This window comes from Ruthenibacterium sp. (assembly GCF_017421385.1).
Lineage (GTDB): Bacteria > Bacillota > Clostridia > Oscillospirales > Ruminococcaceae > Ruthenibacterium > Ruthenibacterium lactatiformans.
Genome location: NZ_JAFOIN010000083.1, coordinates 1 through 12,432, shown reverse-complemented (window position 1 = coordinate 12,432; position 12,432 = coordinate 1). Strand labels below are relative to the sequence as shown.

Annotated in this window: 15 protein-coding genes; 4 read left to right on the top strand and 11 right to left on the bottom strand. The window is 57.1% G+C overall.

Translation table 11 applies throughout. The features are described from left to right. The coding region (locus tag IIY41_RS10165; protein WP_287400602.1) for a hypothetical protein at positions 1-207 on the bottom strand (207 nt) is incomplete at its 3' end. A 576-nt stretch (positions 208-783) separates the two neighbouring features. Here IIY41_RS10165 and IIY41_RS10160 point away from each other — a divergent pair. Together IIY41_RS10160 and IIY41_RS10155 are read left to right on the top strand one after the other, a co-directional pair. Then, entirely contained in the window at positions 784-1,218 is a 435-nt protein-coding gene (locus IIY41_RS10160) for a MarR family winged helix-turn-helix transcriptional regulator (RefSeq protein WP_009323012.1), read from the top strand. Positions 1,219-1,371: 153 nt separating this feature from the next. Then, the gene (locus IIY41_RS10155) at positions 1,372-2,703 is read left to right on the top strand and encodes an MATE family efflux transporter (protein ID WP_009323013.1); all 1,332 of its coding nucleotides are present in this window, start codon (positions 1,372-1,374) and stop codon (positions 2,701-2,703) included. An 11-nt stretch (positions 2,704-2,714) separates the two neighbouring features. On the opposite strand, the gene IIY41_RS10150 is transcribed toward IIY41_RS10155, so the two are convergent. Then, positions 2,715-3,146 (bottom strand): RrF2 family transcriptional regulator, encoded by a 432-nt coding sequence (locus IIY41_RS10150; RefSeq protein ID WP_009323014.1) that lies wholly within the window; start codon positions 3,144-3,146, stop codon positions 2,715-2,717. A gap of 677 nt (positions 3,147-3,823) precedes the next feature. After that, positions 3,824-4,279: a GyrI-like domain-containing protein gene (locus IIY41_RS10145; RefSeq protein ID WP_119981149.1), complete on the bottom strand. Its 456-nt coding sequence runs from the start codon at positions 4,277-4,279 to the stop codon at positions 3,824-3,826. Positions 4,280-4,824: 545 nt separating this feature from the next. Here IIY41_RS10145 and cysK point away from each other — a divergent pair. After that, positions 4,825-5,757 (top strand): cysteine synthase A, encoded by a 933-nt coding sequence (cysK, locus tag IIY41_RS10140; RefSeq protein WP_009323017.1) that lies wholly within the window; start codon positions 4,825-4,827, stop codon positions 5,755-5,757. Positions 5,758-5,782: 25 nt separating this feature from the next. Continuing rightward, positions 5,783-5,971, top strand: coding sequence for a hypothetical protein (locus IIY41_RS10135; protein ID WP_009323018.1), 189 nt, complete (start codon positions 5,783-5,785; stop codon positions 5,969-5,971). A 182-nt stretch (positions 5,972-6,153) separates the two neighbouring features. Here IIY41_RS10135 and IIY41_RS10130 read toward each other — a convergent pair whose 3' ends face one another. From IIY41_RS10130 to IIY41_RS10095, 8 genes are all read right to left on the bottom strand, one after another. Further along, positions 6,154-6,624 (bottom strand): metallophosphoesterase family protein, encoded by a 471-nt coding sequence (locus IIY41_RS10130; RefSeq protein WP_058723293.1) that lies wholly within the window; start codon positions 6,622-6,624, stop codon positions 6,154-6,156. A 26-nt stretch (positions 6,625-6,650) separates the two neighbouring features. Then, positions 6,651-7,478: a 16S rRNA (cytidine(1402)-2'-O)-methyltransferase gene (gene rsmI / locus IIY41_RS10125; protein WP_009323020.1), complete on the bottom strand. Its 828-nt coding sequence runs from the start codon at positions 7,476-7,478 to the stop codon at positions 6,651-6,653. Beyond that, entirely contained in the window at positions 7,475-8,197 is a 723-nt protein-coding gene (locus IIY41_RS10120) for a tRNA1(Val) (adenine(37)-N6)-methyltransferase (protein WP_009323021.1), read from the bottom strand. Before IIY41_RS10120 ends, rsmI begins: the two co-directional genes overlap by 4 nt. 178 nt (positions 8,198-8,375) lie before the next feature. Further along, complete coding sequence (fdxA, locus tag IIY41_RS10115) at positions 8,376-8,546, bottom strand: 4Fe-4S ferredoxin (protein WP_009323022.1); 171 nt, start codon at positions 8,544-8,546, stop codon at positions 8,376-8,378. A gap of 230 nt (positions 8,547-8,776) precedes the next feature. Beyond that, complete coding sequence (locus IIY41_RS10110) at positions 8,777-9,637, bottom strand: PSP1 domain-containing protein (RefSeq protein ID WP_009323023.1); 861 nt, start codon at positions 9,635-9,637, stop codon at positions 8,777-8,779. 154 nt (positions 9,638-9,791) lie between these two features. Continuing rightward, positions 9,792-10,703: a DNA polymerase III delta subunit-related protein gene (locus IIY41_RS10105; protein ID WP_009323024.1), complete on the bottom strand. Its 912-nt coding sequence runs from the start codon at positions 10,701-10,703 to the stop codon at positions 9,792-9,794. Next, on the bottom strand, positions 10,703-11,026 hold the full coding sequence (locus IIY41_RS10100; RefSeq protein WP_055080351.1) for a cyclic-di-AMP receptor: 324 nt from the start codon (positions 11,024-11,026) through the stop codon (positions 10,703-10,705). The genes IIY41_RS10105 and IIY41_RS10100 overlap by 1 nt, the downstream gene beginning before the upstream one ends. 115 nt (positions 11,027-11,141) lie before the next feature. Next, positions 11,142-11,801 (bottom strand): rhomboid family intramembrane serine protease, encoded by a 660-nt coding sequence (locus IIY41_RS10095; RefSeq protein ID WP_009323026.1) that lies wholly within the window; start codon positions 11,799-11,801, stop codon positions 11,142-11,144. Positions 11,802-12,432 lie beyond the last annotated feature (631 nt).

Sequence of the window (12,432 nt, the reverse complement as noted above, 5' to 3'; positions counted from 1 at the left end):
GGTGCGGCCCATGGGGTCGGGATAGGGCGCCAGCAGGTCCTGAATTTGCCGCTCCAGGGCGTCCTGAAAAAGATTCGTTTTCTTCATTTTTTCGGTTCTCCTTTGTTTTGAATTTGGACCCGGAGAACCACCGTGTTTTCCGCCAAAACTATACAAATTGTTGAATGTTCGAAAGATAATACACAAAATCGGCCTAAAATCTTGCATTTAGAGAAATCCGTTTTCCGGCCGGGCAGCACAAACCCAGTGTTCATCAGCGAAATCAGCCCCCAATTATCTTGCATGAAATCTTGCATTTTTCCAAAAAAACTTGCCAAACGGGGCCAAAACGGGGGATGCCGGTTTGATTCGTACCAAAGCCATTTTTGCGGGCTTTGGCCCCTCGAAAACGGCTTGACGCCGCCGAAAATCCGGGGACAAACTGACCAGCTTTGACCCGCCCTGTTCCGCAAGAGCCTTTTCGGCGCAGGACTCGAAATCAGTTTGCGAGCAATCGCACGAGGGTTCGAATCCCTCCCGCTGCGCCAGAACAGCCGGCCGGATCTTCCGGCCGGCTGCTTTTTTATAGCTTTGCACAGCAAGCTATAAAAAGCGGCCATGTGGGCCCTCCGTCCCACGGCCTTAAGATCTCAGGCGCCCGGGCACAAAGTGCCCGGATGCGCGTAAAAAATAGTAGCTGCGCCGACTGTTTTTATCCCTTTTTGCTTGAGAGCCTTGACTTAAGTATGAAATCGGACTATAATAAACGCATTGAGTCCGAAATCGGATATGGGAGGCATGCATATGGGACAGGGCCCCGGAATACGGGAATTCAACCGGCTTTACAAAGAGCTGGACGATCTTTACCACAATCTTGCACTGCGGCAGGGGCTTTCCGACAGCGCCTCCATCATTCTGTATGCGCTTTATCTTCTGGGCGACGGCTGCCTGCAGCGGGATATCTGCGATCTGTCCTACATCAGCAAGCAGACCATCAATTCCTCCATCCGCAGGCTGGAACAGGATGGCTATCTGTATCTTCAGCCCGGACGGGGCAGAGACATGCACATCTGCCTGACGCCGGAGGGCCGCAGGCTGGTGGAAGAAAAGGCCGCCCCTGTGGCCGCCATGGAGGAACGCGCGTTTTCCGGCATGCCGCAGGAGGACCAGCAGGCCCTTCTGCGTCTGACGCACGCCTATCTTGCCCGCCTGCGGGCAGAGGCCGGGCGCATCCTGTAAATTTCCATATCCCATCGGAGGGCGTATGGCCGCAGCCATGTAGCCGGAGAAGATGACGAGTGCGCTCGGTTTTGGAAATCCGGGCGCAATTTTTCTGCCGCGCGGACATGCGCGCGGCACATTTATCCCAACCGTTTCAAGGAGTAGCATACTATGAGGATCCAATTATCCGACCACTTCACCACGGGAAAGCTGCTGCGCTTTGTGGCGCCGTCCATCGTCATGATGATCTTTACCTCCGTTTACGGCGTTGTGGACGGCCTGTTTGTGAGCAATTTTGTGGGCAAAACGGCTTTTGCGGCCGTGAACCTGATTTTCCCTCTGCTGATGATCCTAGGCGCGCTTGGCTTCATGATCGGCACCGGCGGCAGCGCTCTTGTGGCCCGTACCCTTGGTGAAGGGGACAGCGGCCGGGCCCAGCGTTACTTTTCCATGCTTGTCTATGTGACCATCGGCGGAGGCATCGTTTTTTCCGTGCTGGGGCTGCTGTTCCTGCGCCCCATCGCCGTGCTTTTGGGCGCACAGGGTGCCATGCTGGAGGACTGCGTCGTTTACGGCGGAATCCTGCTGGCGGGCCAGACGATGTTCATGCTGCAAAATGTGTTCCAGAGCTTTCTCATCACAGCAGAAAAGCCCCATTTTGGCCTGGGCGTTACCGTGGCCGCGGGGCTTACCAATATCATACTGGACTTTTTGTTCATCGCCGTGTTCCGCTGGGGCGTGGCGGGCGCTGCCATTGCCACGGCCGCCAGCCAGTTTGTGGGCGGCGGCGTACCGCTGCTGTATTTTGCCCGGCCCAACCGCAGCCTTTTGCGGCTTGGAAAAACGAAGCTGGACAGCCGTGCATTGCTGAAAGCCTGCACCAATGGCTCGTCGGAGCTGATGACCAACCTCTCTTCTTCACTGGTGACAGTGCTGTACAATTTTCAGCTCATGCAGCTGGCGGGGGAGGACGGCATTGCCGCCTATGGCGTCATCATGTACGTCAACTTTATTTTCATTGCCATTTTCATCGGTTATTCCATCGGCAGCGCGCCCGTGGTGGGATACCATCATGGAGCGGGGAACAGCACGGAGCTGAAAAGCCTGTTCCGCAAAAGCCTGCTGCTGGTGGGCGCGGCCGGAGTGGCACTGACTGTAGCCGCCGAGGCACTGGCTCTTCCGCTGACAAAGATATTCGTGGGCTATGATGCGGCGCTGCTGGCGATGACCTGCCGCGGCTTTCGTTTGTATTCGCTTTCGTTCCTGCTCACAGGCTTCAACATTTTCAGCTCCGGCTTCTTTACAGCGCTGAACGACGGCTTTGTTTCCGCCGTTATCTCGTTCCTGCGCACGCTGGTGTTCCAGACAGCCGTGGTTCTGGTGCTGCCCGCTCTCATGGGGACGGACGGCATCTGGCTCGCCATCGTTGTGGCCGAACTTCTGGCTCTGGCGGTGAGCGCCTGGTTTCTGTGGCGAAAAAGGGGAAAATACCGCTATGCCTGAACGGAGCCGAGTCAAATCACATAATGGTCGGCGGACTGGGCCTCGGCTGTCAGATCTGCCAGCGTGACGCCGTCCAGATAATCCTGCACCAGCGCGTTCAGCTTCCGCCACATGGGCAGCGTGCGGCATTCGGCCCTGCGCGGACATTCCACCGGCTCCTGTTCCAGGCAGGCCACGGGGGCCAGGCTGCCCTCCGTAAGCCGCAGAATGCTTCCCACGGTATACTGCTCGGGCGGCCTTGTCAGCCGGTAGCCCCCGCCCTTTCCGCGCACGCCTGTCAGAAACTGGCTCTGCACCAGACTTTTGAGAATGCTCTCCAGATATTTTTCCGAGATATCCTGACGCCGGGCAATAGCTTTGAGAGGGATATATCCCTCTGCCTGGTGCTCGGCCAGGTCAATCATAACACGCAGCGCATAGCGCCCCTTGGTGGACACCATCATACAGCCGTTCCTCCGTTTCTTTTTGTTTCCTCTGCCGCGGGCCCTTTCCCGCGGCCTTTTTATTGCTCCGCAATAAAAAGCTTATCTTACTGACCGCGGGCCGGGGACGTCCCGAAAAGCCTAAAAACAGCCTGCGGCTATTTTTTATGGATTGTATAGACGGAAATTGCCTTATAACATCTTGCGAGTTTTATTGAGGTGCGGAAACTGCCTGCATTTTCAACCGTTTTCCCATTTCCGCTTGTACCTTCTCACATCGCCGTATAGGTTGGTTTTGTAGAGTTGGATACCATTTTAACACTACAGCTAAGATAATACAGAACAGGCACAGGGATGCAATTACGCCTGCAAAGGCAATTTAGGATAACTTTGTACACCATTATGGTTACGCATTCGAAGTTCAAAAGCCTTGCCATAAAAACAGTACCGGCAATAAAACCGATGGGGTAAAATGCTTATACATGTCCCCCTGAAAACGCCATTTAGCTGCGCAATATTCCAAAGAAAAGAGCCTGCCTTGAGATTATCATTTCCTTTCTGTTCCTTTGCGAAAAATCCCGTAGCAAGCAGTGGAAAGGGGCACCCTTCCCGTAAAAATCACTCGTTTTCATCTATGACAGTAGGGATAATTTTTGCTTACTGAGAATATCCTAAATCCTTATACAAATACAAATTTATTAAATTTCTCTTATCGGAAAATACATATAACCCTTTCCCGTTGCTGGATCGGTATAGTCGTGAACTGCTCCGACCAGCGACATACCTTCCTCATTCATTTGTTTAATGGTATCTTCAAACGCTCCATTATGGTTTTCAACAACTATATACTCATAACCTGGTATTATCCATTTTGTCCATCCAGCCGGTGCTTCTGCATTATCAACACATTCCACTCCCGCCAGATACAAGCCTTTGCTAAAGCCATCTTCCCAGGCATTAAATGTGTGAGAACCATCGGACATGGCCCCCCATATTCCCACAATATTTCCGTTTGTATCTTTCTTCGCCAGATGTGCTACTTCACTGAAGTGACCGTTTGCATCATCCCACAATTTCTGAATAAAGCCCGCGCCGTCTAGCGTTGAACCCTCTTTCCCAATGACAACAAACGCTTTTTTTATTACTTTAATCATTGTTCGCCTCCTCGATAAATTTAAAGTTGGTGCTTTTTATTGCCCTAAGAAATTCGGGCAACTCCGGGGACGCCAAAGTGCCAAAGTCATTGTAATTTTAAGTGTCTTGATACACAAAAACCAGTATTTGCAAGGGTATTTATGTTTTAAAACTTTTCGATAGCAAAAGTTCAAACCCTGTTTTTTTTATTTCTCTGCAATAAAAAACTTATCTCAATGGCCGAGGACTGCCCATATAGTCCAAGACCCACCAAAAGCTATTTTTTAGATTTCCACATATAAACCTATTATACTGTTGGGTTAATAGGAATTCAACTGCAGACCTCGGCAAAAACTTCCTGCTTTCTCCTTGACAAGCGGACCGGTTCGGGTTATAATCCCTATAAACCTATCTGAAAGGTTGGTATTTATGAAGCCTCACACCTCAGATCCTTTCCGCACACAGCCGCCGGGGCGGCTGTGCCTGTGCTGGCGCTGTTGCTGACAGCCCTTTCCGCCCGGCTTTGCCGGAACATACAAGCACATCATTCAGGGAGGAAATTTTTATGAGCCGTATCTATACATCCGCTGACCAGCTGATCGGGGCAACACCGCTGTTGGAGCTGTCCCACATTGAACGGGAACACAGGCTGAAGGCCCGCATCCTTGCCAAGCTGGAATATTTTAACCCGGCCGGTTCCGTGAAAGACCGCATCGCCAAAGCCATGATCGACGACGGGGAAGCCCGCGGCCTGCTGAAGCCCGGTTCCGTCATTATCGAACCCACCTCCGGCAACACCGGCATCGGCCTTGCCTCTGTGGCAGCCGCGCGGGGTTACCGAATCATCATCGTCATGCCTGACACCATGAGCGTTGAGCGCCGCCAGCTGATGAAGGCTTACGGTGCAGAGCTGGTGCTCACCGAGGGTGCGTTGGGCATGAAAGGCGCCATCGCCAAGGCGGAAGATCTGGCCAAAGAGATTCCGGACAGTTTTATCCCCGGGCAGTTCGTCAACCCGGCCAACCCCGCTGTACACAAAGCCACCACGGGGCCGGAAATTTGGGCCGATACCGACGGCAAGGTCGATATCTTTATCGCAGGCGTGGGCACGGGCGGCACCGTCACCGGCGTGGGCGCTTATCTCAAGGCGCAGGACCCTGCCATCCGCGTAATAGCCGTGGAGCCTGCGGCCTCTCCGGTGCTGAGCAAGGGCACAGCCGGGCCGCACAAGATCCAGGGCATCGGCGCAGGTTTTGTGCCCGAAGTTCTGGACACTCATATTTATGACGAGGTCATACCCGTGGAGAATGAGGACGCCTTTTCCGCAGGCCGTCTGGTGGGCCGTCTGGAGGGCGTGCTGGTGGGCATCTCCTCGGGCGCGGCTGTCTGGACCGCCATTCAGCTGGCCAAACGGCCGGAAAACGCGGGCAAGACCATCGTGGCACTGCTGCCCGACACCGGCGACCGCTATCTTTCCACACCGCTGTTCGCCGACTGAACGCTGCCGGAAAGGATGAGCATATATGGCTATGACGTTTGAGGAAGCGGAAGCTCTGCTCACCCCGGCCCAGCGGGATGCGCTGGCGCGCTGTGCATTGGAGGACGCGCCGCTGCCAAGCCCGTTGTCGGAAGCACAGCGTGTATTCTGCTTCGGCCTTTCTGTGCTGTGTGAATACGAGCAGCGGGATGAAATTTTTCGCTATCTGCTCTGATCGTACATCCCGCCACGGTCATCGAGGTCGTTTTTTCAGGCCTTGCATGCCGTCCCGCGTCCAACCGGGTAAGCATTACGGAACAATCAAAAAACCGCCGCCCGCGGATTCCCTCTTATGAGGGCTGCGCGGGCGGCGGTTTTTACAGTTGCCGCTCTCCTTTATCTCGGGACAGGCGCGTATCAAACCCGTCTGTGCTCAAAACGCGGCGCGCCGTTTTCCACCATGACCACACCATAGCTGCCGCGCCCCTGCACCCGGGAAAGCGCGCCGGGGTTGAAAAGCACCACACCGCTCCGCTCCTCGCAGCCAGCACAGTGGGTATGTCCATAAAGCGCTGCGTCCGCACCGCGTGCACGTGCCGCATCAGCAAGTGTATCCAGTTCGTTTTTTACATTATATAAATTACCATGTGTATAATAAAATAACACACCGCCGAAAGCGGCCAGCCCGTCCGGCGGGGCAAAGGAGGCATAATCGCAGTTGCCCCGCACGCTGTAAATCTTCAGCTCCGGGCGCATATCCTGCAGGTTCTCCGCTTCCCGCAGACCGTCTCCCAAAAAAATAACGGCGTCTGCATCCGCTTCGGCATCCACCGCGCGTTCCAGCGCGTCCAAATCTCCGTGGACGTCGGAAACGACCAGCAGCTTCATATGCTTTCCGCCTTTCAGGCCGCGCCTTACTCCAGGCAGCGGCGGTAAATTTCGCTCTTGGAAAATGCACTGTGCGCAGCGGCATATTTTGCCGCCGCCGTGGCGCTCTGGCCCGCGGCCATCTGTTTTCGCGCCAGGCCGACGGCGTCGTCCAGCGTCAGTTCCTGCGCAGGGCATGGCTGTGCGCCGGCCATCACCAGCACAAACTCGCCCCTGGGCGGGTTTTCTTTATAGTAAGCGCTGGCGTCCCCCACGGTGGTGACACGGATCTCCTCGTGCAGCTTTGTCAGCTCCCGGCAGATGGTCAGGCTCCGCTCCGGTCCGAACGCCTGCTCCAAGTCTTGTAAAGTCGTGGGCAGTTTATGCGGTGCCTCGTAAAAAATCACGGTGCGCTCCTCGTTTTGCAGTGCGGCCAGCCGCTCCTTTTTCTGACGGCGGTTGGTAGGCAGAAAACCTTCGAACACAAACCGACCCGTCGGCTGCCCGGAAACGCACAGCGCCGTGACAGCGGCGCTGGCCGCGGGCACGGGCACTACGGGAATGCCCCGGGCGTGTGCGTCCCGCACGATGACCTCCCCGGGGTCGGAAACGGCGGGCATACCCGCGTCGCTGCACAGCGCGCAGGATTCCCCGGCCTCGATGCGGTCCAGAATATAACCGCCCCGCTCTTTCAGATTGTGCTCATAATAGCTCACCATCGGCTTTTTCAGGCCCAGGTGGTTCAGCAGCTTCAGCGTCACACGGGTGTCTTCGGCGGCAATAAAATCCGCTTTTGCAAAGGTTTCCGCCGCGCGTGGGGTAAGGTCGCCCAAATTGCCGATGGGCGTTGCCACGATATACAAAGTGCCGCTCATGGGGCCTCCTTTTTCGGTTCTGTTCCGTAAATTTCCAGCATGGCCGCGCTGGGGCGGCCGTCTGCCCGCGCGGTAACGAGCGGGGCCGGCACGCGCAGGCCCGGCGCGCGGTTTTTCTGGCCTTCCACCAGCACCAGCCAGGGCGCTTTTTCAGGCCGGGCCATAACAAATTGCAGACGCTTGGGTTCAATGCGCGCGCCGCGCATTGCGCACAGCACGTCCGCCAGGCGTTCCGGACGCTGGCACACACACAGCCTGCCGCCGTCTTTCAGCAGCAGACCCGCAGCCGCGCATACATCGGGCATCGTGCAGGAAAGCTCATGGCGCGCACCCGCCCGCGCCGCGTCCGGACTGACGCGCCCACCTGTAAAATAGGGCGGGTTGCAGGCCACGACATCGCGGCTCTGGGCATATGGGTGCAGGCCTGCAAGGTCCCGCAGATCTGCTGTGACCGGCGTGATATGCCAGGCCTCCGCAGCCTGCACCGCCGCGTGCAGCTGCGCTACGGCGCCGGGCGCGATATCCAGCGCAAGGCATGGGCCGCGGTGCCCTCTGTCGTGCCAGCGCAGGGGAATGACCCCGCAGCCGGTGCCCAGATCGCACACAGCCTCGGCGCGGCGCACGCGGCAAAAGTGAGCCAGCAGCAGTGCATCCTGGCCAAAACGGTGGCTTTGCGTGATGAAAACGGGTGTGCCGTTGGCAAGGTGTTCCTGCTGCAAAGGCGGAGGCTCCTTTCGAATCGGTTTCAGCGGCACGCCCAAGTAGAGGAGGCCGCTCAAATCAAAAATTCAGGCCCCTCGCGGATGCAGAGGCCGAAATCGCCTGAATAAGGAAAAAGCAAGGCGGGCACGCACGGTGCCCGCCTCTTTGTTGCTTTGCTCTGCTTTTCCCGGGAAATCAACCCTCGGAAATAGCGGAAACCGGGCATTCGCCGGCGCAGGTGCCGCAATCCAGGCAGGCGTCCGCGTCGATGACATACTTGCCGTCGCCCTCGGAAATCGCAGAAACCGGGCACACGCCAGCGCAGGTGCCGCAAGCGATGCAGTCGTCAGAAATTTTGTAAGCCATAAGTATCCATCCTCTTCTCCGCGCGATCGAATTTTTTACGGCAGCGTGCGCGAGCGGCGCGGGTCAGCGCATGCAGCCGCCAGAGGCTGTGCCTCCATGTGTTCTCATTTTAACATAAAATGCGGATTTTTCAAGGGGCGCAGGGCCACTTTCACGCACTTTTTACACGCCGGGAAACAGCTTTTCCCCGCACGGCCCGGCAGACGCAAACCTACGCGGGGCAAAAGCGTTCATTCGGTGATCTCTTCCGGCTCCGGGTCCGGCGCGATGGGTGCGCGCTTGCCGCCGCGCAGATACTGGCATTCGTCCTTGTGGAACGTTTTGAAGCCGGTGGCTGGGGGGTCCATCCGCACGCGCAGGGTACCGGAGATGACATTGGTCTCCACCACGGCGCCCACTCCCTCAGGCGTTTTGACAATGCTCCCCACGCCCGGAGTGATCCTGTTCAGATACTCATATGCCGGCTGCTCGTAGGCAAGACAGCACATCAGGCGGCCGCAGCTGCCGCTGATCTTGGCCGGATTGAGCGAGAGTCCCTGTTCCTTAGCCATTTTGATGGACACCGGCTGGAAATCCCGCAGAAAACGGCTGCAGCAGAACGGCTGGCCGCAAATACCCAAGCCGCCCAGCATTTTGCTCTCGTCCCGTACGCCGATCTGCCGCAGCTCGATGCGCGTGCGAAACACACCGGCAAGGTCCTTGACAAGGTCACGGAAGTCGATGCGCCCGTCGGCCGTAAAGTAGAACAGGATCTTGTTGCGGTCCAGCGTATACTCCACATCCACCAGCTTCATGTCCAGCTTGTGCTTGGCAATGCGCTCCTCGCACACCGAAAAGGCGCGTTTTTCGTCCGCGCGGTTCTGCTGCATGCGGCGCACATCCACGGCGTCCGCCATGCGCGTGACCGTCTTGAGCGGCTTGACGATGCTGGAATCCGGCACGTCATGAGGGCCTTTTGCTACCTCGCCGCACTCTGTTCCCCGGGCCGTTTCCACGATAACGTGGTCCCCCTGTTGGAGTTCCAGCTCGCCGGGGCTGAAATAGTAGGATTTGCCGTTCGCTTTGAAGCGGACGCCGATCACTTTTGTCATAGCTTCTTTCCTTTCGCCGCCGCTGCAATGGGTGTCAGTTCCGCCGCCCGCGGCATTTGAAGCGGCGTTTTATCAAGAGAGTGGGGGCGCGGGGAAGAAATATCCGCGCAAAGTCTCCGCCCGCCGGCAAAGCCCTCCCGCCCAAAGCGCAGGCTCATGCCGTCAGGCGCGCGGCAAGGCAGGTGAGCGCCAGCTTACCGCTGACATTGCCTGCCAGCAGCCGGGCCGTTTTTCCGGCTTCCCCTGCGCAGCGCGCGGCGCGGGCCGGGCTTACAGGGCTTTGGGCCGCCTCGCTGCCCCGCAGTGAAGCACTGCACACGTTCAGCAGCAGGCCAAGAAGCGCCTGTGTGCCCGCGCGGTCTTTTTCATATTTGGAAAGCAGCGCCAATGCGCCGTAAACGTCCTGTTTTTCGGCCAGGCCCGCCAGCTTCAGCGCGTCCAGCAAAAGCGTCCGCCCGGCCGCGTCCTCCAGGCAGCGCTTCGCACTGCCGATCTTCCCACCGAACAGCGCCGCATACCGAGCGGCCTCAGGCTCCTTTGGAAAGTGCTTCTTCAGATACGCCGCGCACACCTCCTCGGCCACGGGGGCCAGGGAATAGGCGCAGCAGCGGCTGCGGATGGTGGCCATCACGTTCGCCTCGCTGGGCGCCGTCAGGATAAACAGCACACCCTCAGGCGGCTCCTCCAGCACCTTCAGCAAGGCGTTGGCACTGGCGCCGTTCAGCTTGTCCGCGCCTTTGATGTGCACGGCGCGTCCTCCAGCGGAGAGCGCGGTGTTGAATATCTCCCGCCGCACCTCGCGGACACGGTCCACGCGGATATCCCCGGAAACGCCTTCGCCCGCCAGCAGCAGGTATTCCGGGCTTTGACCCGCCAAAACCTGAGCGGCGGAGGCGCCGCCGTTTGGGTAAAGGTAATCCGCGGCCAGGCAGCGCGCGGCAAAGCCCGCGCCTGTGCCTGCCTCGCCGCAAAGCAGGATACTATGAGAAAGCCGCCCGGCCGCAAGCGCGGCCGAGAGGCTTTCCTTGAGTGTTTCATTTCCGAGCAGGGAATCCAGCGCAGCCATTACAGCTTTTCAAAGCGTTCCACGTTGGTGACGAACACCGTCGCGCCGCCCACAGTCACTTCCAGCGGATAGGCCGTCGTGACACCGATGCCGTAGCTGGCGGTGCTGGGCACCACCTCTTTGCGCTGCTTGGAGCAGGAGGCGATCAGCTCAATGCACTTATCCACCTTTTCATCGTCGGTGCCGATGAGCAGCGTCATGTTGCCCGCCATCAGGAAACCGCCCGTAGTGGACAGCTTTGTTACCGAAAAGCCGCCCTTCGTCAGTGCGTTACAAACAGCATTTGCGTCTTCCTTGTTGACGATCGCGGTGATCATTTTCATAACAATACCCCCTAAACATTACAGGGCGCGGGGTGCGCCTTCTGCTTACTTTCATTTTAGCACAGATCGCACGAAAAATCCACTGCCGCGCGGGTGCAGGCACAAATTCCCCGTGTCAGCGCCAGTTGCTGCGGTTCTGGTTCTGCCAGGTACGGCGCGTCTTATGGTATTTGATCTCCTGCTTGACCGTGCGGAAGAAATCCCCGCCGAAAAACAGAAGAAAGTTTGCCAGCGAGAGCAGCACCGCCGCCCGGGTGCTCCAGCCTCCCATCAGCAGGTCGATGAGACACAGCGCGCCCGAAAACAGGGCCATATACTTCATCTTAATGGGGATGATGAAGAACAGCAGCACCTGAAAATCAGGGTAGAGCATGGCAAAAGCAAAAAACAGCGACAGGTTGATGTAGTAGCTGGTGCCGTAACCTGTGAGCGCAGCCGCCAAGATGGCCCCGAGCATGCCGCACAAGTAATAGACGTTGAACTGGAAATCGCCCCAGGTATTTTCCAGTGTGTTGCCGATGAGATAGTAGAAATAAAGCGTCAGCACAAGGCCCAGCGGGCTGGTGCTCTGGGGAATGAACACAAAGGTGAGCAGCCGCCACACCTCGCCGTGCATCACGGCGGCCCAGTTCAGCGAAAAACGGCTGAGCAGCAGGATGTCTGGGTTGAGCAGATTGGCCAGATACACCATGGCCTGCCCCGCGATGATGACCAGCATCAGATGGGGAATGCAGATGCGGCCGAATTTCCGTTCGAGCTTATAGACCCATTTCATGAAACGTTTGGTTCCTTTCTCCACCGCCCGCGCCGCGGGCGGATATTGCTTTTTGTTGAATCCGCCGCGGGCGGAAAAAACCGGCGGCGATATAAAGATATTGTATCAAAACCTCTTTCAGTATTCAACAATTAGTTATGTACAAACTGTAACATTCGCGGAATATTGTGGAAAACCGGGGCCTATTTTACGCCCTTTTCAACGCTTTCCACAGGGTTTTCAACAAAAGCTGTGGAAAACCCGCTATACTCGGTGTAAAACTCGGTTGAAATGTTGAAAGTTTTCCTTGTCCGTGTTGAAAAACGCTCCGCGCCGGATCCCGGCGCGAAGCGAAGCATGGCATGTACTTTTGTTTTGAAGTATGCAGTTTGGGCGCATATATATTTGAAGCTGCCGCATGAAAATATATATTTTCTAGAGATGGGGCTTCAAATCTTTTTCTCACGGGCTCACCCACAAAATATTGGGGATGTGTTTGCCGCCTTATGCCGACGCAGCTTTATCCGCATTTGGAGAAACCGCAGTTGCGGCAGATGACACAGCCTCCCTCATGCTCCACGGGGCCGCCGCATTCGGGGCAGATATGTATCTCCGACGCCGCGGCAGGCACATGGCTGCCGCGGGGTCCGGC

What these genes read in the sequence shown, in the direction of transcription:
- IIY41_RS10135 (WP_009323018.1), top strand. Translation starts at nt 5,783, where the DNA reads ATGGCTATGACGTTTGAGGAAGCGGAAGCTCTGCTCACCCCGGCCCAG.
- IIY41_RS10105 (WP_009323024.1), bottom strand. Translation starts at nt 10,703, where the DNA reads ATGGCTGCGCTGGATTCCCTGCTCGGAAATGAAACACTCAAGGAAAGC.
- IIY41_RS10145 (WP_119981149.1), bottom strand. Translation starts at nt 4,279, where the DNA reads ATGATTAAAGTAATAAAAAAAGCGTTTGTTGTCATTGGGAAAGAGGGT.
- fdxA (WP_009323022.1), bottom strand. Translation starts at nt 8,546, where the DNA reads ATGGCTTACAAAATTTCTGACGACTGCATCGCTTGCGGCACCTGCGCT.
- IIY41_RS10095 (WP_009323026.1), bottom strand. Translation starts at nt 11,801, where the DNA reads ATGAAATGGGTCTATAAGCTCGAACGGAAATTCGGCCGCATCTGCATT.
- IIY41_RS10130 (WP_058723293.1), bottom strand. Translation starts at nt 6,624, where the DNA reads ATGAAGCTGCTGGTCGTTTCCGACGTCCACGGAGATTTGGACGCGCTG.
- IIY41_RS10110 (WP_009323023.1), bottom strand. Translation starts at nt 9,637, where the DNA reads ATGACAAAAGTGATCGGCGTCCGCTTCAAAGCGAACGGCAAATCCTAC.
- IIY41_RS10155 (WP_009323013.1), top strand. Translation starts at nt 1,372, where the DNA reads ATGAGGATCCAATTATCCGACCACTTCACCACGGGAAAGCTGCTGCGC.
- IIY41_RS10100 (WP_055080351.1), bottom strand. Translation starts at nt 11,026, where the DNA reads ATGAAAATGATCACCGCGATCGTCAACAAGGAAGACGCAAATGCTGTT.
- rsmI (WP_009323020.1), bottom strand. Translation starts at nt 7,478, where the DNA reads ATGAGCGGCACTTTGTATATCGTGGCAACGCCCATCGGCAATTTGGGC.
- IIY41_RS10160 (WP_009323012.1), top strand. Translation starts at nt 784, where the DNA reads ATGGGACAGGGCCCCGGAATACGGGAATTCAACCGGCTTTACAAAGAG.
- IIY41_RS10150 (WP_009323014.1), bottom strand. Translation starts at nt 3,146, where the DNA reads ATGATGGTGTCCACCAAGGGGCGCTATGCGCTGCGTGTTATGATTGAC.
- cysK (WP_009323017.1), top strand. Translation starts at nt 4,825, where the DNA reads ATGAGCCGTATCTATACATCCGCTGACCAGCTGATCGGGGCAACACCG.